The sequence below is a fragment of the Hamadaea sp. NPDC051192 genome (genome assembly GCF_040682475.1).
Classification (GTDB): Bacteria; Actinomycetota; Actinomycetes; order Mycobacteriales; family Micromonosporaceae; genus Hamadaea; species Hamadaea flava.
This window is the reverse complement of sequence record NZ_JBFBAZ010000044.1, coordinates 1-21009: the sequence shown is the minus strand read 5'-3', so window position 1 is coordinate 21009 and position 21009 is coordinate 1. Positions and strand designations below refer to the sequence as shown.

The window sequence follows — 21009 nt, the reverse complement described above, 5'->3', positions numbered from 1 at the left end:
CCGGACGCCGGGACGACGGACCTGATCACGTGAACTATTCCACCTCATCCACCACCGGGAAAGCGAACCGACATGCCCTGCGGGAGCACCTGTGCCTGACGTGATAGACGCGTCCTGGCCCCGGCCGGGAAAGATCATCGCCGTCCACGCCGGCTACGCCTCGCGCGCGGCCGAAAGCGGCGAGTCCAGCCCCTCACTCTCCTACTTCCTTAAGCCGTCGAGTTCGATCGCCGTCAGTGGCGGCCACGCCGAACTTCCGGTCGGCACCGACCAGCTTCGCGCCGAGGGCGAGGTGGCGCTGGTCATCGGCGCGCCGGCCCGCGCCGTGCGGCCCGAGGACGCCTGGGCGCACGTCGCCTGGGTCACTGCCGCCAACGACCTCGGAGCACCTCAGTTGTACGCCGACGACCGCGGCTCGCTCCTGCGGGCCAAGGGGCGCGACGGATTCACTCCGCTCGGACCGGCGTTGCTGCCTGCCGGCGACCTGGATCCTCGCGCGCTGCGGGTGCGTACCTGGGTGAACGGCGAGCCGGTCCAAGACGAGACCACCGGCGGAATGCTCTTCGGGCTCGAGCAGATCATCGCCGATCTGTCCCAGCACCTCACCCTCGATACCGGCGACGTCATCCTCACCGGAACACCTGCCGGCTCCGCCACCGTGCGGTCCGGCGATGTGGTCGAGGTGGAGGTCGACATCCCCGGTACGCCGATCAGCTCCGGCCGGCTGCGTACCAGTGTGGGAGAAGCCGACGGAGCCGCAGCCGCGCCACGGTCTGCACTCACGCCGGAGCTGCGCGCGAAGCTCGAGCGAGCGCCGGTCGCGGGGCTTTCCGCGCAGCTGCGCAAACGCGGTCTGGACAACACCACCGTCGACGGCGTGCGATCGCTGGTGGCCGGCCACCGGTTCGTCGGCACCGCGCGGACCCTGCGCTACCTGCCCAACCGGGAGGATCTGTTCGCCGCCCACGGTGGCGGTTACAACCCGCAGAAGCGCGCATTCGACGCCGTCGAACCCGGCGAAGTTCTGGTGATCGAGGCACGCGGCGAGACGGGGTCGGCCACGCTCGGCGACATCCTCGCGCTGCGCGCGCACGCCCGGGGTGCCGCGGCGATCGTCACCGACGGCGGGGTACGCGACGCCGAGGCCGTCGCCGCCATCGGCATCGCCGTGTTCGCGGCTTCAGCCCATCCGGCGGTGCTGGGCCGTAAGCACGTCGCGTGGGACACCGGCCTCACGATCGCCTGCGGGGGCACCACCGTCCAACCAGGAGACATCCTGGTCGGCGACGCTGACGGGATCGTCGTGATCCCGCCTGCGCTGGCCGAGGCCGTCGCGGACGACGCGCTCGCCCAGGAGGACGAGGACGCCTGGATCGCCGACCAGATCCGGGCCGGGCACCCGATTCAGGGGCTGTTCCCGATGAACGCGCGATGGCGCAGCCGCTACGAGCAACAACGCCAGCAACAGCCCGACGGTGTGGAGAAGGTGAACCGGTGACCCAGGCCGCCGCGATGAGCAAGTCCGAGCAGGCGTACCGCTGGATCCGCGAGAACATCGTCAACGGCGCGTACGGCGCGGGCTACCGGCTGGTGCTCTCGGACCTGGCCGCCCAGCTGTCGATGAGCGTCGTCCCCGTACGCGAGGCCATCCGGCAGCTGACCGCCGAAGGCCTGGTCACGTTCGAGCACAACGTAGGCGCCCGCGTGGCGCGCGTGGACCACCTTCAGTACCGCGACGCGATGCAGGTCATCAGCGTCGTGGAGAGTGCCGCCACCGCGTTGGCCGCGCGCCACCTCACCGCGGCCGACCTGTCCCGCGCACGTGCCCTCAACGACACCATGCGCGCCGGGATGGCCGAGATCGACCCGCGGTCGTTCAGCACCCTCAACCAGGAGTTCCACCGGACCCTGTACCTGCCCTGCCCCAACCCCCGCCTGCTGGAGATCGTGGAGACCGAGTGGGCGCGGCTGAGCAGCATGCGCGACTCGATCTTCACCATCGTGCCCGGCCGCGCCCCCAAGTCCGTCGACGAGCACGACAACCTGATCGAGCTCATCGAGACCGCCGCGCCCCTCGACCAGATCGAGAACGCGGTACGCCAGCACCGGGCCAACTCGCTGTCCGCCGTCCTCAACCGCATCCAAGGAACCTGAATGCTGCCCGCCGAAACCCTCGCCCTGCTCGCCGCCGAACTGGCCGACGCCGACCGCACCCGGTCGGTCATCCCCCGCATCACCGGCCGCTACGACGCCACCGTCGAGGACTCGTACGCCATCCAGGCGATCTGGCGCGACCGCAGCGTCGCCGCAGGGCGCCGCCTCGTCGGCCGCAAGATCGGGCTGACCTCCAAGGCGATGCAGGCCGCCACCGGCATCACCGAGCCGGACTACGGCGTCATCTTCCACGACACCGTCTGGGAGAACGGCGCCGTCATCCCGTTCGACCGGTTCTCCAACGTGCGCGTCGAGGTCGAACTCGCCTTCCTGCTGTCCGCTCCGCTCAGCGGTCCCGGTTGCACCATCTTCGACGTCCTGCGCGCCACCGAATACGTGGTGCCCGCGGTGGAGATCCTCAACTCCCACATCGAACTCGGCGGTCGCACCATCGTGGACACGATCGCGGACAACGCCGGCTACGGCGGCCTGGTGCTCGGCGGCACCCCGGTCCGCCCCGACGCCATCGACCTGCGCTGGGTGGCGGCCCTGCTCTACCGCAACGAGACCATCGAGGAGACGGGCGTCGCCGCGGGAGTCCTCAACCATCCCGCCGCCGGAGTGGCCTGGCTGGCCAACAAGCTGCATCAGCACGACACCACGCTCGGCGCGGGCGAACTCATCCTGGCCGGCTCGTTCACCCGCCCGGTCTGGGTGTCGCAGAACGACACGATCCTGTGCGACTACGGACCGCTGGGGACGATCTCATGCCGATTCCAGTGACCGCCAACCTTCGCCAGGCGCTCGCGGCCGCGCACCGGCCGCTGGCCGGCATGTGGGTATGCAGCGGCAGCCCGTTGGTAGCCGAGATCTGCGCCGGTGGCGGACTGGACTGGCTGCTCATCGACATGGAACACGGGCCCAACGGCCTGGAATCCGTGCTCGCCCAGCTCCAGGCCGTCGCGGCGTACCCGGTCTGCCCGGTCGTCCGCACCGCCAGCGCCGACCCCACGCTCATCAAGCAGGTCCTCGACCTCGGCGCGCAGACGATACTCGTCCCGATGGTCTCCTCCGCCGACGAGGCACGAGCCGTGGCCGCAGCCGCGCTCTATCCGCCGCGCGGACTGCGCGGCGTCGGCTCGGCACTGGCCCGATCCGGGCGGTGGAACCGCATTCCGGACTACCTCACCACCGCCGACGCACACGTGTCGGTGCTCGTCCAGATCGAGACCGCTGAGGCGGTGTCCGCAGCCGCCGACATCGCCGCCGTCGAGGGCGTCGACGGCGTCCTCGTCGGCCCGTCCGACCTGGCCGCCTCCCTGGGGCTGATCGGGCAGCAGACCCATCCCGAAGTCGTCGCGGCCGTACGCGAGGCCTTCGCCGGCGTCATCTCCGCCGGAAAACCCGTCGGCGTCAACGCTTTCGACCCGCAGGTGGCCGACGCCTACCTCGCCGCAGGGGCGTCCTTCATCCTCGTGGGCGCGGACGTCACCCTGCTGGCCCGCGGCTCCGAGGCCCTCGCGGCGCGGTACGCCGACGCCGGCTCCTGACCGACCACTTCACTAGTTCCAAGGATCAACTATGACCTTCTCCGCCTCTTCCCCATCTACTCGTGAACCCGGCGGGCGTCGCGGCCACCGGCCGCCGCCGCGACCCGTCGAAGTGGTCGCCGTCGAACGCCTCGCACCCCGCATCGTGTCCGTGCTGTTCGGCGGAGCGTCGCTCGCCGGCTTCACCCCGCCGCTGCCCACCGCCCACATCAAGCTCTTCCTCCCCGACGCCGACGGCGAGGTCGCCGCGCCCACGGTCGGCCCCGACGGGCTGAGCTGGCCCACCGGGCGGCCCACCATGCGTACCTATACGCCCCGGCGCTTCGATGCGGCGGCGCTGACCCTGGAAGTGCAGTTCGTGCTGCACGGCGACGGACCCGCCGCGCAGTTCGCCCGCGACGCCGTACCCGGTGACCGCGCCGCCATCGGCGGTCCCGGCGGCCGGTTCTCCGTGGACCCCGCCGGACGCGACTGGTGGATCGGCGGCGACGATAGCGCGCTCCCGGCGATCGCGACGCTGATCGAGGCCCTGCCCACCGACGCCCGCGTACGCGTGGAGGTGGAGGTGGCAGGTCCCGGCGATCGCATCGCCCTACCCGCGCATCCGGGCGCGCAGCTCCACTGGCACGACCGCGGCACCGGCGATTGGGGCGGCGAACTCCTCGACGCGGTCCGCGGCTCCCACCTCGACCCGCAGACGGACGTGTGGGTCGCCTGCGAAGCAGCTGCCGTCCGCCGCATCCGCCGGCACCTGCTCGACGAACGTGGTCTCCCCTCGGCGCAGGTCACCACTCGTGGTTACTGGCAGGCAGGGCAGGCCAACCATCCCGACCACGACTTCGGCGAAGACTGAGGTACGCGTACGGCACGTCAGCCGGCGGTCAGGATGTGCACGCCGGCTGTGGCGAGCTGCTCGACGACCGCGTGATCGGCTGCCGCGTCGGTGATCAACCCACTGACGTCCTCCCACGGCAGGACGAGGTATCGCGAGGCGGTGCCGATCTTCTCGGAGGACGCGAGGATGTAGGTGTCCGCGGCCCGAGCGGACAGCGCCCGTTTCATCGCGGCTTCCTCGGCGTCGCCGGTGGTCAGCCCCGCCTCGGGATGGACGCCGGTGACGCCGATCAGGCAGAGATCGGCCGAGATCTTCTGGGCCGCCTCGATCGCGGCGGCCCCGCAGGCGACGGCGGAGTGTTTGAAGAGCCGCCCGCCCAGCAGGAAGACCTCCGCGGTCGGATGGTCGAGCAGCGCCACCGCGACGGTCGGGCTGTGCGTGATCACGGTGCAGTCCAGATCCGGCGGCAAGGCGCGAGCGACCGCAAGCGCGGTGGTGCCGCCGTCCAGGATCACGGCGCTGCCCGGCCGGACGAGCGCGGCGGCAGTCGCGGCGACCGCCCGCTTGCCCTCGGGAGTGACCGCCTGCCGGGCGGCGTAATCCGCGATGGCCGGCGACACCGGCAGCGCTCCGCCGTAGACCCGCTGGCACAGTCCCTCGGCGGCGAGGTCACGCAGATCGCGGCGCACGCTGTCCTCCGAGATGCCCAGATCCACCGCGACGCTCCGAGCCACGATCTTGCCGTCGCGGGCGAGCAGTTTCAGCAGGTGATCCCGCCTTTCAGCGGCTAGCATGCACACTCCCTCACACTCTTGCACGTTTCTGCACGGTCGAGTGTACCGTGGCTGCCATGACCGACAAACCCCTGCTCATCCTCATCGCCGGGCCCTACCGCTCCGGCACCGGCGGCGACCCCGCCGCGATGGCCGCCAACCTCGCCCGCCTCGAAGCCGCCGCCTGGCCGATCTTCGCCGCCGGACACATCCCCGTGATCGGCGAGTGGATCGCTCTTCCGGTGCTGCACTCGGCCGGAGCCGGGCCCACCGACCCCCTCGCCGACCAGGTTCTCTACCCGACCGCCCAACGACTCCTGGGCCACTGCGACGCCGTACTCCGGCTCCCCGGCGACTCCGCCGGGGCGGATCAGGACGTCGCCACCGCGCGCCGCCGTGGTCTGCCCGTCTACCACCACGTGGACGAGATCCCACATCGCACCCCGCAGCAGACCGCATGACCAGCCCGGCTCGCCCCGGCATCGACGCGCCCGACCATCGCGGCCGCACCGGCCTCGACCGTGCCGGGCGTGACCTGAAGCGCAACCCCGACGTCGTCGTCCGCGACGTGGAACTCACCTCACACGGCTGGCACGTGCTACGCCGCACCACCTTCGACTACCGCCGCCGCGACGGGCGCTGGGAGACCCAGCACCGCGAGACGTACGACCGTGGCGACGGCGCGGTGGTCCTGCCGTACGACATGCGACGCGGCTGCGTCCTGCTCACCCGCCAGTTCCGCTATCCCGCGTACGTCAACGACCACCCCGACGGCATGCTCATCGAGGCCGCCGCCGGCCTCCTCGACCACGATGCTCCCGAAGCCGCCATCCGACGCGAGGCAGCCGAGGAACTAGGCGTACGCCTCGGCGAGCTCACACACGTCCTGGACGCGTACATGAGCCCAGGCTCGGTCACCGAACGCCTGCACTTCTACGCCGCCCCCTACACCGAGGCCGACCGCACCGGAACCGGCGGCGGACTGGAGGCCGAAGGCGAAGACATCGAAGTGCTCGAACTCCCCTTCGCCGACGCGCTGGCGATGATCCACGATGGACGCATCACCGACGGCAAGACGATCCTGCTCCTGCATTGGGCCGCCCTCACCGGCCCCTTCGCTAACTTGATTGCGACTCGGGTCGGACGGCTTCACGATGATCAGCGCCCGCGTCGATAGGGAGCCGCCGTGACCGCCTTCAACGTCCGAGCCGCGAACCTTCCGGCCATCAACTCGATGACCAAGTATCCGTCGATCCCGACCTACCACAGCCTCGATCCGCGTAACGGCGGGCTGCTGGACGAAACGGTACCGTTCGCCGGCGTCGTCGTCGGTACGGAGAAAGTCGACGGAACCAACTCGCGGATCATCCTGCTACCGGACGGCACCTATCTGCTGGGCAGTCGCGAGGAACTCCTCTATGCGAAGGGCGACCTGATCGGCAACCCGGCGCTCGGCATCGTCGACGCGCTGCGCCCGATCGCCGACCGCCTGCCCGCCGTCGAAGGCGACCGCATCGTCGTCCACTATCTCGAGGTGTACGGCGGCAAGGTCACAGCTGCGTCGAAGCAGTACACGGGTGGCCGGAGCATCGGAAACCGCCTGTTCGACGTGGCTGTCGTCGGCGACTACCGGGAGATGTCGGACTGGGACGCCCGGCGCATCTCCGGCTGGCGCGACGACGGCGGGCAGGATTTCCTCGACGAAGCAGCCTTGCGGCAGACCGCCGAACGCACCGGGCTGGTACTGACTCCGCGCCTCTTCGAAATCGACGCGACCGACCTTCCCACCGACATCGCCCGCACCAAGGCCTTCCTCGACGAGTGGATGCCCGCGACCCTCGCCGCTCTGGACGGCGACGCAGCCGGGCGCGCCGAGGGCATCGTGCTGCGGACACCGGACCGGAAGGCGATCGCCAAGGCCCGCTTCCAGGACTACGAACGCACCCTCAAGCGCAGGGGCCGCTGACCCGGGGATCACGCCGAGACCGCTGGATGTTCTCGGCCCGGCGATGAGTTTCCGGGTGCTGATTCGTCTTACCTGATGACCAGGAAGGAGCAACAGATGCGGATCAAGGTCAACGGTGTCGAGTTGTGCGTACAGACGCAGGGGAATCCGGCGGACCCACCGGTGCTGCTGGTGGGTGTCACCACGTCCAGCTGGCCGGACGAGCTGGTCGCGGAGCTGGCCGGGCGATATGTGGTGCGGTACGACCTGCGCGACGCCGGTGAGTCGACGTTCGTCGACCCGGACGCGCCCGGCTACGATCTCCGCGACCTGGTGACCGACGCCTCCGAGCTGCTGCTCGCGCTCGGCGTAGGGCGTACGCACGTGGTCGGCATGGGGGTCGGTGGGTTCATCGCACAGCTGCTCGCGCTCGACCACCCTGATCAAGTCGCGTCGCTGACGCTGGTCTCCACCCGTCCGGTCGCACCTGGCCCGGTCGATGCCGACCTGCCCGATCACGCGCCGGAGTTGTTGGGGCAGCTGTTCGGGCGTCCTCAGCCGGACTGGACGGATCGCGGCAGCGTGGTCGACTACATGACCGACTCCGCGCGGCTGATGTCCGGCTCGCGGGGATTCAACGAGCAGGATGCGCGGGCGGCTGCCGGGTCCCTCTTCGACCGGACGGGACGCACAGCGGAGGCGCAGCGTGCGAGCCATCTCGGCACCATGTTCGCGGCCATCGACTGCCGGCCGAGATGGCGCGAACGGCTCGGCGAGATCACCGCACCGACCCTGGTGATCCACGGGGAGGAGGACCTGTTCTTCCCGCACGGGAACGGAGTCGCGCTGGCGGCGGAGATCCCCGGCGCCACGCTGCTCACCTTGCCCGGCGTCGGCCCGGGCCTGCCGCGCGTGACCTGGCCAGTTGTCGTGGACGCCCTGCTGCGCCACACATCCTGACCGAGTCTGCCGACCTCCCGGTGATGCCCGGGCGAACGAGCCGGAGGTTGGCACTCTGCGGACGGCAGAATCAATGGCATGACGCAGCGTCCGGACTACTCAAGCGCCTCCTTGCGCATCGTGACACCGCGCGAGGCCGTCTGTTCCCGTCCGGCGATGTACTTCGGCGACTCGCCGCCGGCCGACTGGCCGTTGATCTTCTGTGCCTGGACCGTCCACGAGCTGCTCGACTACGCCACCGAGCCGGCCAAGCAGGTGGACCTCGGTCTTCACCACGGCGGCGCCCTGACAGCGGAAGTGCATCGGGCGCGGCTGGCGTGGCCGGCCGCGGCCAAAGCTGCCGCGATCGAGGAGATCGTGCAGCGGCGTATGTGGTGGACCCTGCTCTGCCGCACGAGCACCGTGACCGTCGATCAGGCCGGTCGGCCGCCCGGATCGCCGCAACGAGTCGGTGACCAGCTGATCTGGGAGGGGCTTCGGATCGCTACGCGAATCGACCTCGATCCGGAACTGTTCGGCGTCTCGGCCGAGAGGTTGTGGCGGGACGCGGTGGCTCGGCTCCGCCCGACCTTCGCCACCGATCGGTTCCGGCTCCCCCACGGCAGCCGCGTGAAGATCACTGCGGACGCCGACAGCGCCATGTCCGCCTGGATCGAGAGCTAGTTGCCGTTGCCCGGGCGAACGATCATCACGATAGAGTCTGCCGATGCCTTTCGCTTCACGGTGGGTACGCCTGCTGATGGTCGCGTCGGCCGCGGTCTTCGCTGCGGCGGCGTTCGGCATCCGCGCCGTCACCGATGGCCAGATCGGGCAGTATTCGGGTGCGGCGCTGTCCGGGTCGATCGTCTACACCATCGTGGTGTTCGTCCGGCCGTCGATCTCGCCGCTGCTGGCTGGTGGGATCGCGACGGCGTACTGCTGGTTTGTGGAGTTCTCGCAGCTCACTGGGATTCCGGCGGCTTTGTCGGAGCGCAGTGTGATCGCTCAGCTCCTGCTCGGTACGCAGTTCGACATCGTCGATGTCGCCTGGTATCCCGTCGGCGTCGTTCCGTTGGTGGCCGTGCACTGGTTCTTGCGTACGCGAAGGTCATGACCATGCGGCGGCGGCTTGGCTGACCTTCGCCCAGTACGCCTCCCGAACCCCGACGTCGTTCGGCTGCTCGTATTCGGCTGTCGTTCCGGTGCGGCCGTCCAGCTGTTCGCGCAGGATGTCGGCGTGCCCGGCGTGCCGGGTGGTGTCGGTGAGGCTGTGGATCATGATGTTGAACAGCTTGACGTCGGGACTCGGCCACCACGGCACGTGACCCGGTGCGTCGATGGGCAGGGCGTCGATCGTCGTGTCGACGTGTTCGCAGACGGCTTGGTGGAGCGTCAGAATGTCGGCCCGCGTCTCGTCGGCGGCGGCCCAATGCTCGTTCTCCCAGGCTCCGGCTTCGTTCCAGCGCGGCACCGGGCCGGGGAACGGCCGGCCGAAGACTTCCCCGAAGTACCGCGCGTCCGAGTACGCCCGATGCTTGACCAGCCCGAGGAGGTTGGTCCCGGTGGCGGTCAGGGGACGGCGGGCGTCGTACTCGGAGAGCCCGTCGAGCTTCCACACCAGCGCTTCGCGGACGGTGCGCAGCTGGTGGTGGAGGTACGCCTTGGCGAAGTCGTCGATCATGGTCGCCAAGTCTGCCAGCTGAGGGCGCAGTCGACCGCCCCACCAGAGCGGAAGGCTCCGGAAGTTTCGGCCGCACTCTCCCTACTCTGACGTGCTCGAAGTGCGACCACAGCTGCAAGCAGAGCCGGGCCGAATTCCGAAAACTTGCGGAAGTAAAGATGGCGATGTTTCAATGAGCTCCCATTCCGTCCGACGTGGCCGCCGGTCTCCACCCGGTGGCCGCTACGCAAGGAGAGGCCATGGTTTCCACACCTCGCCCGGCCCGCAGGATCCTCGCCATCGCCGCCGCGGTCGCGGCAGCCGCCGCCGGCGCCGTAGCCGCCGTCACGCTCGTCGCCACCCCGTCCCAGGCGGCGACGTGCAACGGGTATGTCGGGCTGACGTTCGACGACGGCCCGACCGCCGGCAACACCCAGAACCTGCTCAACGCGCTCACGTCGAACGGCCTGCGGGCCACGTTCTTCGACGAGGGCAAGAACGTGCAGGCCAACCCGTCGCTGGTGCAGGCGACCAAGAACGCCGGCATGTGGATCGCCAACCACAGCTGGGACCACCCGCACATGACGCAGCTCAGCACCTCCCAGATGGCCACCCAGATCGGTAACACGCAGTCGGCGATCCAGCAGATCACCGGCGCCGCGCCGAAGCTGTTCCGGCCACCGTACGGCGAGACCAGCAGCGCGCTGAAGTCCGTCGAGGCGCAGTACGGCCTGACCGAGATCATTTGGGACGTCGACTCGCAGGACTGGAACAACGCGAGCGTCGCGTCGATCGTGGCGGCCAACGCGCGGCTCACCAATGGGCAGATCATCCTCATGCACGACTGGCCGGCCAACACGGTCGCGGCCATTCCGCAGATCGCAGCCGGCTTGGCGAGCCGCAACCTGTGCGCCGGCATGATCTCGCCGACGACCGGCCGCGCCGTCGCCCCGGACGGCACCCAGCCGCCCGCCTCGCAGTCGCCTTCGGCGCAGCCGTCGACCCCGCCGCCCACGGGCGGTGGATGCCGGGTGACGTCGCAGGTCAGCGCCTGGAACACCGGCCTGACCAATAATCTCACCATCACCAACACGAGCGGCTCGGCGGTCACCAACTGGCGGCTGACCTTCACCCTCCCCGGTGGACAGACCATCACCTCGGGCTGGAACGCCACCTACAGCCCGGCGAGCGGCGCGGTGACCGCGACCAACGCGGGCTACAACTCGACCATCGCCGCCGGCGGGTCGGTGGGTATCGGCTATCAGGCCAACCACACCGGTAATACCGGAGCGCCTACCGGCTTCGCGCTCAACGGCGTCGCCTGCAGCTGACCCGAAAACATCTGGTACGCCGGACCGGGGAGGTCGCGGCGTACCAGATGGGGGGTGATCGGCGTAAGTCTGTTCAGACGGTCGCCACGGTCTGGCGTACCCAGCGCATCCGGGCGGCGGCCGCTTCCGGGTGGTCGCCGAACTCCTGGGCCACCCGCCCGGCGCAGTCCTGCGGGCCGAGCAGTTCCAGCGCTCCGGTGATCGCCGCGGAGACCTGCTCCGAGTCGGGGCGGTCGGAAGCTTGCACGTGCGAGGCGAACAGCGCCTCACACATGGTGTCCAGATTCAGGTCGACCATCGCTTCATCCCTCCGTGTGCTCGTCACCTGTTCCATGGTCGCGTCGATCACACCCCGTGGAACATCGCCTATCCGGCCTATAACACGAATCAGGCATACCGGGATTTAAAGCACCGCAAGGTCGGCAACCTCGCGAATCCAATGACACTGCGTTACAGCTCGCTGCCGTGAGTCACGACACCGTCTTTCCCGAAGCAACGCGGGCAGTCCACCCACCGAGACACTCAGACATCGACGCTCATCGTCAAGTAGGGTCCACTGTGGTGCCCGACGACGCTGTCCCACCTGCCATCGAAGCCGCCGCGACCGAATGAGCGCGGCGTCCGGCCGAAAGGATCAAGCCCATGCGGGTCACCCGATCATCGCGTGCCCTCGGCGCGCTCGCCGCCACCGTCCTCACCGCGACCGTCCTGGCCGGCACGGTCGTCGCCACCGCGCCCGAGGCGAGCGCCGCGACGGCGTGCCAGGTCACGTACCGCGTCAACGAATGGCCGGACGGGTTCGTCGGCTACGTCGACATCACCGCCGGCAGCACCGCCCTCCACGGCTGGACGGTGACCTGGGCGTACGGCGGTGATCAGAAGATCACCTCGGCGTGGGGAGCGACCGTCACCCAGTCCGGGACGGCGGTGAGCGCCACCAATCTCGCGTACAACGGTGACATCAACCCCGGCGCCACGGTCGAGTTCGGCGTCCAGGGCACCTGGGCCACCGCCGATCCCACGCCCACGCCACTCCTGCTCAACGGCGCTCTCTGCGGCACAGAACCCTCAGTCAGCCCGTCGGCCTCAGCGTCCGCGTCACCGTCGCCCTCCGTCTCCCCCTCCGTCTCCCCCTCCGTCTCCCCCTCGGCCTCGCCCTCCGTCTCGCCGTCCACGTCACCGTCAGGATCGCCCGGCTCAAGCGGCTGCGGAACACTCACGCTGTGCGAGGGCTTCGAGACACAATCCACTGGTACGCCCAGCGGGGCATGGGCGTTGAGTTACCCGGATTGCCAGGGAACCGGTACCGCGACGGTCGACACGACGACGGCGTACCGCGGGGGCAAGTCGTTGAAGATCAGCGGAACGGAAGGCTACTGCAATCACGTCTTCGTCAAGTCGACGGCGACGCTGACGGGCTCGGTGTGGTACGCCCGCTTCTACGTGCGTCACACCACCGCGCTCCCGGCCGCGCACGTGACGTTCGTGGCGTTGAAGGACTCCGCCGACGGCAACCGCGACCTGCGGATGGGCGGCCAGAACGGTGCGCTGCAATGGAATCGCCAGTCCGACGACGCCACCCTGCCCGAGCAGAGCCCGGCCGGCGTCGCGTTGTCCTCGGTGCTGCCGGTGAACTCGTGGAACTGCGTCGAGTTCAAGGTCAGCGGCTCTGACGGGACGATGCAGACCTGGCTCAACGGCACCGAGGTCGCCGGGTTGCACGAGGACGGCGTACCGACGCACGACATCGATCAGCAGTGGCTCAACCGGACCGGCTGGCGGCCGAGCCTGACCGACTTCCGCCTCGGCTGGGAGAGCTACGGAACGGGCTCTGACACCTTGTGGTTCGACGAGGTGGCCCTGGGTGCGAGCCGGATCGGCTGCTGACCCCCGGTCGGCCGTTCTGCGTACTTTCCGAATGGCCATCCACATGCGAGCTTTAACGGGTGCGACAGCCGGCCACGATTCCCGAGGGCGCCCGGGCCCGAGCGGAGCTGCTGCTCATCCAGGCCTCCGCAGCACTACGCGCGGTTCAGCTCGCGGTGGGCCTGCCGGTGTTGTTGTCCGGCGGGCTGGATGACTTCCGGGTCCAGTGGCTGATCGTGGCCAGCCATCTGTCCGCGGTGTTGTGGTCGGCGGCCCTGTTCACCGCAACGCTGCGCAGCCGCCGCGTTGCGGTGCCGTGGGTGCTGGCCGACCTCATCCTCGCCGCGATGTGGCTGGTCACGGTGCCACAGCTGTGCGTCACCTCGTGTGTGAGCGGATGGCAGCTGTGGGTGGTGCCGTCGGCGATGGGCTCCATCATCCTGGCCACGATCTTCGTCCAGGCCGGCGTCGCGGCGGTGGGCGCTGCGACGGTCGTCGGGGCGTACGTGCTGGGCATCCAGGAGCACCTGGCGCGGACCGCAGCCGCGCCGAACACGTTGGGCACCGTGGGCGTCAATGTGTTCTTCATGCTGGGCTTCGGCGTGCTCGGCTGGCTGTGCGCGCGTCTGCTGCGGGAATCGGCCCGCCGACTGGACGCGGCCACCGCCGAGGCGATCGAGGCGCGAGCCCGGGAGGCCACCGCCACCGCCCGCTATGACGAGCGGATCCGGCAGTTCGACGCGTTGCACCACACCGTGCTCAGCACGCTGAGCAAGATCGCCCGAGGCGGCCTGGACCACCGTGCCGAGGATGTCCGAGAGCTGTGCGCCCGCGACGCGGATTTCCTGCGCGGGATGATCAGCGGCCAGGGCGACGGCGGCCCGGGTGACTTCCTCGCCTCGCTGGCGGGGGTGGTCCGCGACAAGCAGGCGCTCGGGCTGCGCGTGCACTCGCAGTTCCACGCCCTGCCGACGGAGCTGCCGCCGCCGGTCGCGGCCGGACTGCTCAGCGCGGTACGCGAGGCGCTGAACAACGTCGCCCTGCACGCTGAAGCCGACGAGGCGTGGTTGACCGCGGTCGGCGAGGGCGGCGGCGTACGCATCGTGGTCGTCGATCGGGGCGTCGGGTTCGACCCGGCCCTGACGCCCCCCGGCCGAGGACTGGTCCGGGAACTGCGGCATCGGGTCATCGAGATCGGCGGCACCGTGTCGGTCTCGTCCGGCCCCGGCGACGGGACCGTGGTGGAGGTGTCATGGAGCCCGTGATCGAGATCGCCGCCATCGACAACGACCAGATGCTCCTGGAAGGCATGGCGACCTGGATCTCGGGAGTGCCCGACATTCGACTGGTGGCGACCGCGCCGTCGGTGGCCGACTTCTTGAGCCAGACCGTCACCGCCCGGATCGTGTTGCTGGACCTCAACCTCGAGGACTTCACCGACCCCGTCGACAACGTGGCGGCGCTGGTCCACGCTGGATTCACCGTCATCGTGATCACGGTGGTGCCCGATCTGTCGTACATCCTGGCGACGACCGAGGCCGGCGCGGTGGCCTATGTCGCCAAGACCAGCAATCTCACCAACCTGGCCGACGTCGTCCGCGCGGTGGCCCGGGGAGACTCGCCGTTGACCACGGAACACGCCTTCTGGCTGGGTCGCGACGACCGGCCGGATCGGCCCGAACTGACTCCCCGTGAGCACGAAGTGCTGGTGGCGTACGGGCGCGGGATGACTGTGGATGCGGTGGCCCGGCGGCTGGGCATCGCGGCCGGCACGGTGCGGACGCACCTGGAGCGAGCGAAGCAGAAGTACGCCGAGGCGGGCCGCCCCATCCGGCATCGCGGCCAGTACGGCGAACGGATCCGCGAGGACGGGCTGGGCCGCGAGCGGCTACCCGGACCGGGCAGCAACCCTCCGGCGCGCGCCGACGAGCAAGGACCGCTCACAGCCTGATCGACTAGGCAGTTCTGCCGACTCACCACACCGGGCCCGACTGATTATCGTCCCTTTTCGAGATCTGGCCCGGCACATCCCCAGGAGGATCAGATGAGTGTGCTCGTCAAGAAGGCACGGTCGGCGGCTCTGGCGCTGGCAATGGCCGGCGTCGCCGTCATGGTCGCGCCGGTGTCCCCGGCCGCTGCGTCGCCCACCAACTGCTCGATCATCGCCCACCCCATCCTGCCCGCGTACGGCCGGGCGGCCCACTGCACGTCCGGCACCGGAGAGTTCCGCATCGTCATCCGGTGCAGCAATGGATACAACGGCGGCCCCGACTTCTACTACTACGGCGAGTGGGTACGCCCCGGCGACTACTCCATGACCGCTTGCCTGACCGGCGCCGCCGGCGGCTTCTACCGGTCCTCGTACATCGCCAAGCGCGGCTGATCGTTCGTCGATCCAGCGCACCTTCGAGGCGGGCTGCCGGGCACGATCCCGGCGACCCGCCTCGACGCTTCTCCGGCCGATCCGTTTACATCGGATAGAAGAAGCGGTCGAACCAGGTCCCACCGGTCTCTCCGTCGGAAGGTATGACGAGCCAGTCGTTCACTCCGTCATACGGTGCGGCGAGCGCCTTCTCCGGCACGAAGAGATAGCCGACGCTCTCAGCGGCCTCCTGGATGCGGTGGCGGTCATCCGATTGCACGACGACCACTTGATTTCCGATGAGGCCGACCGGCCAGCACGTTGCCATCCAGCCGAACGTGCTGACCAGGATCTCCACCGCGAAGGGGTTTCGGGTGCGCTTCGCCCGGGTCCGAGTCGAGTCCGCCGGAATCCAAATGCGGCCGAAACAGGCGTTACCCAGACGGAGGCCGCAACTGGATTCACACTCGCATCCGTACACTTCCTCAATGCGCTCCGCCAGCAGAGTGAATCGGGCCGACGCCTCCGCATGGTCGAAGCCTCGCGGCACCCAGATCAGATCGTCTTCGGGCTCCACCCATTCGCGCGGAAACTCCGGACGTGCGACCGGCTCCTCCAGCCCGCGAAGGATCTCCAGCCAGGCAGGCTCCGATGTGGTCACGGTCGCACGATAACCGAACCGTCGACTGGCGAAGGCCCGGCAGCTACGCGGACCCCGGAGTGGACGCCGAACGGTAGCGTGCCGCGTATGACGACGGGGGCAGGGCCGGACGAGGTCCGGCGGTGGAAGCTTATCGCCCTGGCGAGTGCGTTCGTCGCGGTCGCGGCGGTGGCCGGGCTGGTCGGATGGGTCGCTCGCAGTTCGACCGTCGCTGACGCCCCGCCCGCCGAGACGTTCACCGGTGGCGGTTGGACGCTCAGCGGACGATGCGAGGAGGCCGAAGGCCAGCGGCTCTCCGTCGGCACGGCGGTGACGGTCCGCAGCGCCGACGGTACTCAGCTCGCGGTCGGCAAGATCCTGTCCGGTCCGGTGGTCGTCGACCAAGGCTGCCGTCAGGAGTTCCTGATCGACGGCATTCCCGGCCGGCGGGGCATCTATCTGATCGAGGTCGGCCACTGGCGGCACCCGGTCTCGGAGGCTCAGCTCCGCGGCAACCAGGCGGAGCTGAGCCTCATCTCCTAGCCGGCGCAGTGGTCGCAGCGGACGTCGTCCGGTGGTGACTTCGTGACCAGTGTGTCCAGCCAGGTCGTGAGGCGTACGCCGGTGACTTTGAGGTCGTAGAACCTGTCGAACTCGAAGATCCCGTGGTCTTTGCCGGGCGCGGTGTAGCTGTGCCGGCGTACGCCTGCCGCGGTGAGCGCCTTGTCGCTGGCGTCGATCTGGGCCAGCAGGTCCGGCGGATCGGTCGGCATCCATCTGGTCAGCTCGACCGCCGCGTGCGGGTCGTAGGCGAAGTCGAATCGGGCCAGCACGAGATTCGGGCTGTGGCGGGCGGCCTGGATCCAGAACCGGGGCACTGCCCAGTCGCGTACGCCGAGGCCGGTGACGGCCCAGTCGGGCACGGCGTCGTAGGCGCCCCACCGCCCGTTGAGGATGTCGGCGTTGAACGACGCGTTGTCCGGCCACGCCCCGGATTGAGCACCGAACACGATGACCTTGGCCTTGGGCATTTTGTCGGCGATGAGGCCGCCGTAGATCGGCGCGGCGACCGACCCGGCGGTCTTGCCGATGACGACGACCTGGGTCGCGTTGGGATATTGGGCGGCGAGGTAGTCGACCGCCGCGGTGCCGTTGACGTAGCCGTGATGCTCCACGGTCAGCTGGGCCGAGTACTTCTGGGTGGAGTTGCCCAGGTGGGCGTCGCCGGTGCAGGAGCTGACGTAGAGGAACGAGTACTCGGCGAACGGGTTGTCGGATCGGGTGGTGTCGAACAATCCGCTGCGGTTCTCCGGATCGACGCCGGAGACGTTCCAGTCGTAGAAGTCGTTCTGGCCCCGGTCACCGGTGAATGTGCACATCTGCGCGTCCCAGCAGACGCCGCCGCCGTTGAGGAAGAACACGACACGGTTCGGGTCGGCTTTGCGCTCCCAGAACGAGAACTGGCTGCCGTCCGCGCAATGGCAGTCGCCAGCCGGCACGACGCTGGTCCATCGCATCTCCGTCAGGTCGCCGTTGAGCGAGAACTTGCAGCCGGCCAGGGTCAACGCCAGTACGGCCACCAGCAGCACCGGGCGCCATGGCGTCGAGCGGAGACGTCGTCGGCCGGTCACCGGCCGCGGGATGCTCGTCATGCGTACAGGCTGGGTGGTGAGGATGTGACCGCACACCTGGCTGTGGTCAGGTCGTGGACCCTGACTTCAGACAGTATTCAGCGACCACCGCGGGCCTTATCGTGACGGCTGACATGAGGACTTCGACGACGATCGCGTGGCGTGTCATGCGCGGGCCGGGCTGGCAGGATGCCGGCCTGGCCGCTGTCCTGCTCGCTGCCACGGTGGCGATCGGGAGCCCGACGGCGCAGCCGGACAGCGGTGTGTTCGCCACCGTGGCGTGGCTGCGGGAGCCGTGTGTGCAGTGGGTCCTCATCGGAGTCTGCGTCGCCGCCGTCGCCGTACGCCGAAGCCGGCCGATCCCCGCGCTGGTCGCCGCGACGCTGGCGGTCCTCGTGCAGATGGCGCTGGCCGCCGGACCGGCACCGGCGAGCGTGGCTGTCCTGATCCTGCTCTACACAGTCGCCGCGCATCGGCGGCGCGCGGTGTCCCTCGTGCTGCTCGGCGCGATGTTGCTCCTCGCGACTGCCTGGTCGGCGTACGCGGCCCTGGACGGCAGGACCGATGGATGGCTCGCCGAAGGCCGGCCCTTCGGCATCGGCGGGCACCAAGGACCGGACGTGGACGGGGACGCGCCGCCGGGACGGGCCGGGCCCGCCGGGCCACAGGGCGATGAGGCGCCCACCGATCTGGGCCCGACGGACTGGGGCGGGATCGCTTTTCTCGACCCGCTGCTGGTCGTCGCGTGGGCGATCGGATGGGGTATGCGCAGCCGCCGGGCGTATCTCAGCGAACTCGAGGCGCGAGCACGCGACCTGGAACACGAGCGCGATCAGCGAGCCGAGCTGGCGGCGGCAGCCGAACGCGCCAGGATCACCCGCGAGCTGCACGACGTGGTGGCCCACGGCCTGGCGGTGATCGTCATGCAGGCCCAGGGCGGGGCGGCCGCGTTCGCCAAGCGGCCTGACGACACCCTCGCGGCCCTCGACACGATCGTCTCGACCGGGCGTGCTTCGCTCGCCGACATTCGTCACGTGCTGTCGGCGTCGGGGCCGATCGGTGACTCACCGCGACCTGTGCCGGGCCTGGCCCAGCTGCCGCGCCTCGTGGACCAGGTCCAGCGCGCCGGCACCCCGGTCGAGCTGCGGGTCGACGGCACCCCGCGACCGCTGCCGACCGGCGTCGACGTCGCGTCGTACCGGATCGTTCAGGAGGCGCTGACCAACACCATGAAGCACGCCGGACCGGGAGTACGTGCGCAGGTGGTCGTCACCTACGACGGCTCTGGCCTGAGCATCTCCGCGAGCGACAACGGCACCGGCTCGCCGGCCGTCGGCGCGAACGCCTCGTCGGGCGTCGGCGGGGCCGGCGGCGAGTCGAAAAGCACGGCCGGCAACGGACTCAAGGGCATGCGGGAACGCGTGACGCTGCTGGGCGGCGACCTCGAAGCCGGACCCGCACCCGGCGGCGGTTTCCTTGTCCGCGCCCACCTGCCCGTGAACTCCGGAGAGACCATATGATCCGCGTGCTGCTCGTCGACGATCAGGCGCTGCTCCGCGCCGGGGTCCGCATGATCGTGGAGAACACCGAGGACATGGCGGTGGTCGGGGAAGCTGACGACGGCGCGACCGCCACGGCCCTGGCCGCCGAGACCGCACCCGACGTCATTCTCATGGACATCCGGATGGCCGACGTCGACGGGCTGGAAGCCACCCGCCGCATCCGCACTGCTCAGCCGGACGGGCCGCACGTCCTCATCCTCACCACGTTCGACCTGGACGAGTACGTGTACACCGCGCTTCGCGCCGGAGCCAGCGGGTTCCTCCTCAAGGACACGCTCGCCGCCGATCTGCTCTCCGCGATCCGCGTCGTGGCCCGAGGCGACGCCATCGTGGCCCCCTCGGTCACGCGGCGGCTGATCGAGCGCCACATCGGTCAGTCCGGTGACCCCCTCCCCCGCAGCAGCACCGATCTGGACGTGCTCACCGATCGCGAACGAGACGTGCTCGCCCTGATCGCGCGCGGTCTGTCCAATGCGGAGATAGCGGGGCGGCTCTATCTCACCGAGGGGACCGTGAAGGGCTACGTGAGCCGGGTCTTGGCCAAGCTCGGCCTCCGGGATCGCGTACAGGCCGTCATCTTCTCCTACGAATGCGGGCTGGTACGCCTCGGTTCATGACCGGGCAGGGCGGCGGTGTCGCGGCATCCGATGTAGATGAACGCGCTCGGAACGCGTTGCGCCTCCGATGCCACGGAAGTCCACTTCTGTGGTGGAATAGCGGCCGAAAGCCGGAGCCACAGTGGATCCGGCATGTCCGTCCGTTTTGGAGGATCGTAAAGATGAAGTGGACCCGCAGGTTGGCCTTGGGCGTAGCGGCGACGGTTCTGGTGGTGGCCGGCACGGCCGCACCGGCGAACGCGAGCACGAACATCGGCTGGATGTACACGCAGGGCGCCAACGGCAAGGCCTACTTCGACGCGGATGTCGCCGGATGGACGGGCGCCGAGCAGATCACCGTCTGCGACATCGACACGGACGGCCACTCGGTGCGCGCGTATCTGTACAACGAGAACACCGGCGGCCTGATCGAGTGGATCGGCGACTCGCAGAACGACGGGAGTTGCGTCAGCGTGGCGTACAACATGGTGCTCGACGAGGTTCTCGTCGAGCTCGCGGTGTGTGACTACGAGGCCAGCACGGGCAAGGTCTGGGACTGCGCCAGCGCTCGGGGCTGGTCCTGATCGGTGGCCTCGGGGTGGTGCGCGGGCTGCGCACCACGTCAGGATTTCGCTGTTGATCTAGGGATGGCCGGAAAGATCAGGATCTGGCATGCTACGGCGATGAATATCGCGAAACGTATCGCCATCGTCGTGGTTGGAGCGCTTACGGCGGTCATGGCCATTGCGGGGCCCGCCTCGGCCGTCGTTCCCCCGCCGACCGAGTGGAACGAGGCGCAGTCGTACGGAATGGACCCGGCGACGGACGGGTGCATGCTGAACACCTATGCCCAGGCGTGCTTCCGCAAGGACGGCGACATCCTGTTCGTCAAGGACATGGAGTCCGACGGCTATCCCGCCGTCATCTACTGGCAGAACCACTACAACGGCGAGTTCTACCGCCAGGGCATCTGCATCAACCGGCTGACGGCCGGACATTGGGGCACCTGTAACAAGAACTACCACGAGGGTAGCCTCATCAGCTTCCGGGCCTGCCGATACATCGATGGCGAGCTGAGCAACTGCACGGACTGGAAGGGCATCAACGCCTGATCCCAGGCTCGCTGATTCGCCCGACAGGTGAGGACGGTGCCGCGCTGGAAACC

26 protein-coding genes are annotated in these 21009 nt (G+C 69.2%); 21 read left to right on the top strand and 5 right to left on the bottom strand.

The features are described 5' to 3' along the window. Positions 1–91 precede the first annotated feature (91 nt). From AB0M47_RS20135 to AB0M47_RS20115, 5 genes are read left to right on the top strand one after another with little or no spacing between them, the layout of a single operon-like run. Complete coding sequence (locus AB0M47_RS20135; protein WP_363415652.1) at positions 92–1498, top strand: fumarylacetoacetate hydrolase family protein; 1407 nt, start codon at positions 92–94, stop codon at positions 1496–1498. Beyond that, positions 1495–2154 (top strand): GntR family transcriptional regulator, encoded by a 660-nt coding sequence (locus AB0M47_RS20130; RefSeq protein ID WP_363415649.1) that lies wholly within the window; start codon positions 1495–1497, stop codon positions 2152–2154. The genes AB0M47_RS20135 and AB0M47_RS20130 overlap by 4 nt, the downstream gene beginning before the upstream one ends. After that, positions 2155–2937, top strand: coding sequence for a fumarylacetoacetate hydrolase family protein (locus tag AB0M47_RS20125; RefSeq protein ID WP_363415646.1), 783 nt, complete (start codon positions 2155–2157; stop codon positions 2935–2937). It begins immediately after the preceding gene. Next, positions 2922–3704: an aldolase/citrate lyase family protein gene (locus tag AB0M47_RS20120; RefSeq protein WP_363415643.1), complete on the top strand. Its 783-nt coding sequence runs from the start codon at positions 2922–2924 to the stop codon at positions 3702–3704. The genes AB0M47_RS20125 and AB0M47_RS20120 overlap by 16 nt, the downstream gene beginning before the upstream one ends. A 31-nt stretch (positions 3705–3735) precedes the next feature. Next, complete coding sequence (locus AB0M47_RS20115; protein ID WP_363415640.1) at positions 3736–4557, top strand: siderophore-interacting protein; 822 nt, start codon at positions 3736–3738, stop codon at positions 4555–4557. A 17-nt stretch (positions 4558–4574) separates the two neighbouring features. Here the strand turns inward: AB0M47_RS20115 and AB0M47_RS20110 are convergent, their stop codons facing one another. Further along, a complete protein-coding gene (locus AB0M47_RS20110) occupies positions 4575–5333 on the bottom strand; it encodes a DeoR/GlpR family DNA-binding transcription regulator (protein WP_363415637.1) in 759 nt (252 codons plus the stop codon). A 56-nt stretch (positions 5334–5389) separates the two neighbouring features. Between AB0M47_RS20110 and AB0M47_RS20105 the strand changes: the two genes are divergently transcribed. The 6 genes from AB0M47_RS20105 to AB0M47_RS20080 all read left to right on the top strand — a co-directional run bounded on the left by AB0M47_RS20105 (position 5390) and on the right by AB0M47_RS20080 (position 9310). After that, the gene (locus AB0M47_RS20105; RefSeq protein WP_363415634.1) at positions 5390–5773 is read left to right on the top strand and encodes a DUF4406 domain-containing protein; all 384 of its coding nucleotides are present in this window, start codon (positions 5390–5392) and stop codon (positions 5771–5773) included. Then, positions 5770–6489: an NUDIX domain-containing protein gene (locus AB0M47_RS20100; RefSeq protein ID WP_363415631.1), complete on the top strand. Its 720-nt coding sequence runs from the start codon at positions 5770–5772 to the stop codon at positions 6487–6489. Before AB0M47_RS20105 ends, AB0M47_RS20100 begins: the two co-directional genes overlap by 4 nt. A 9-nt stretch (positions 6490–6498) precedes the next feature. Next, positions 6499–7278: an RNA ligase family protein gene (locus tag AB0M47_RS20095; RefSeq protein WP_363415628.1), complete on the top strand. Its 780-nt coding sequence runs from the start codon at positions 6499–6501 to the stop codon at positions 7276–7278. A 96-nt stretch (positions 7279–7374) separates the two neighbouring features. Continuing rightward, positions 7375–8217: an alpha/beta hydrolase gene (locus AB0M47_RS20090; RefSeq protein WP_363415625.1), complete on the top strand. Its 843-nt coding sequence runs from the start codon at positions 7375–7377 to the stop codon at positions 8215–8217. 78 nt (positions 8218–8295) lie between these two features. After that, complete coding sequence (locus tag AB0M47_RS20085) at positions 8296–8880, top strand: hypothetical protein (RefSeq protein ID WP_363415622.1); 585 nt, start codon at positions 8296–8298, stop codon at positions 8878–8880. Between the two features lie 43 nt (positions 8881–8923). Then, positions 8924–9310: a DUF2809 domain-containing protein gene (locus AB0M47_RS20080; RefSeq protein WP_363415620.1), complete on the top strand. Its 387-nt coding sequence runs from the start codon at positions 8924–8926 to the stop codon at positions 9308–9310. Here the strand turns inward: AB0M47_RS20080 and AB0M47_RS20075 are convergent. Then, the gene (locus tag AB0M47_RS20075; RefSeq protein ID WP_363415617.1) at positions 9305–9877 is read right to left on the bottom strand and encodes a DinB family protein; all 573 of its coding nucleotides are present in this window, start codon (positions 9875–9877) and stop codon (positions 9305–9307) included. The two genes, AB0M47_RS20080 and AB0M47_RS20075, sit on opposite strands and share 6 nt — an antisense overlap. A gap of 239 nt (positions 9878–10116) precedes the next feature. On the opposite strand from AB0M47_RS20075, the gene AB0M47_RS20070 reads away from it, so the two are divergent. Further along, complete coding sequence (locus AB0M47_RS20070) at positions 10117–11187, top strand: polysaccharide deacetylase family protein (protein WP_363415615.1); 1071 nt, start codon at positions 10117–10119, stop codon at positions 11185–11187. Between the two features lie 73 nt (positions 11188–11260). Here AB0M47_RS20070 and AB0M47_RS20065 read toward each other — a convergent pair whose 3' ends face one another. Beyond that, positions 11261–11485 (bottom strand): hypothetical protein, encoded by a 225-nt coding sequence (locus AB0M47_RS20065; protein ID WP_253755140.1) that lies wholly within the window; start codon positions 11483–11485, stop codon positions 11261–11263. A 344-nt stretch (positions 11486–11829) separates the two neighbouring features. On the opposite strand from AB0M47_RS20065, the gene AB0M47_RS20060 reads away from it, so the two are divergent. The 4 genes from AB0M47_RS20060 to AB0M47_RS20045 all read left to right on the top strand — a co-directional run bounded on the left by AB0M47_RS20060 (position 11830) and on the right by AB0M47_RS20045 (position 15436). Next, on the top strand, positions 11830–13074 hold the full coding sequence (locus AB0M47_RS20060; protein WP_363415611.1) for a cellulose-binding domain-containing protein: 1245 nt from the start codon (positions 11830–11832) through the stop codon (positions 13072–13074). Between the two features lie 59 nt (positions 13075–13133). After that, entirely contained in the window at positions 13134–14318 is a 1185-nt protein-coding gene (locus AB0M47_RS20055; protein WP_363415608.1) for an ATP-binding protein, read from the top strand. Continuing rightward, positions 14306–15004: a response regulator transcription factor gene (locus AB0M47_RS20050; protein ID WP_363415605.1), complete on the top strand. Its 699-nt coding sequence runs from the start codon at positions 14306–14308 to the stop codon at positions 15002–15004. Before AB0M47_RS20055 ends, AB0M47_RS20050 begins: the two co-directional genes overlap by 13 nt. 93 nt (positions 15005–15097) lie before the next feature. Then, positions 15098–15436: a hypothetical protein gene (locus AB0M47_RS20045; protein ID WP_363415602.1), complete on the top strand. Its 339-nt coding sequence runs from the start codon at positions 15098–15100 to the stop codon at positions 15434–15436. Positions 15437–15521: 85 nt separating this feature from the next. Here the strand turns inward: AB0M47_RS20045 and AB0M47_RS20040 are convergent, their stop codons facing one another. Then, positions 15522–16076, bottom strand: coding sequence for a hypothetical protein (locus AB0M47_RS20040; protein ID WP_363415599.1), 555 nt, complete (start codon positions 16074–16076; stop codon positions 15522–15524). Positions 16077–16163: 87 nt separating this feature from the next. Between AB0M47_RS20040 and AB0M47_RS20035 the strand changes: the two genes are divergently transcribed. Next, complete coding sequence (locus tag AB0M47_RS20035; protein WP_363415596.1) at positions 16164–16598, top strand: hypothetical protein; 435 nt, start codon at positions 16164–16166, stop codon at positions 16596–16598. On the opposite strand, the gene AB0M47_RS20030 is transcribed toward AB0M47_RS20035, so the two are convergent. Continuing rightward, positions 16595–17707: a pectin acetylesterase-family hydrolase gene (locus tag AB0M47_RS20030; RefSeq protein ID WP_363415593.1), complete on the bottom strand. Its 1113-nt coding sequence runs from the start codon at positions 17705–17707 to the stop codon at positions 16595–16597. The two genes, AB0M47_RS20035 and AB0M47_RS20030, sit on opposite strands and share 4 nt — an antisense overlap. 113 nt (positions 17708–17820) lie before the next feature. Between AB0M47_RS20030 and AB0M47_RS20025 the strand changes: the two genes are divergently transcribed. The 4 genes from AB0M47_RS20025 (at position 17821) to AB0M47_RS20010 (ending at position 20956) form a co-directional block, all read left to right on the top strand. After that, a complete protein-coding gene (locus AB0M47_RS20025; protein WP_363415590.1) occupies positions 17821–19206 on the top strand; it encodes a histidine kinase in 1386 nt (461 codons plus the stop codon). Continuing rightward, positions 19203–19865: a response regulator transcription factor gene (locus tag AB0M47_RS20020; protein WP_363415587.1), complete on the top strand. Its 663-nt coding sequence runs from the start codon at positions 19203–19205 to the stop codon at positions 19863–19865. The genes AB0M47_RS20025 and AB0M47_RS20020 overlap by 4 nt, the downstream gene beginning before the upstream one ends. A 161-nt stretch (positions 19866–20026) precedes the next feature. Next, on the top strand, positions 20027–20428 hold the full coding sequence (locus AB0M47_RS20015) for a hypothetical protein (RefSeq protein WP_363415585.1): 402 nt from the start codon (positions 20027–20029) through the stop codon (positions 20426–20428). A 99-nt stretch (positions 20429–20527) separates the two neighbouring features. Beyond that, positions 20528–20956 carry a hypothetical protein gene (locus tag AB0M47_RS20010; RefSeq protein ID WP_363415582.1) on the top strand — a complete coding sequence of 143 codons (429 nt, stop codon included), beginning with the start codon at positions 20528–20530 and terminating at the stop codon, positions 20954–20956. The last annotated feature ends 53 nt before the right edge of the window (positions 20957–21009 follow it).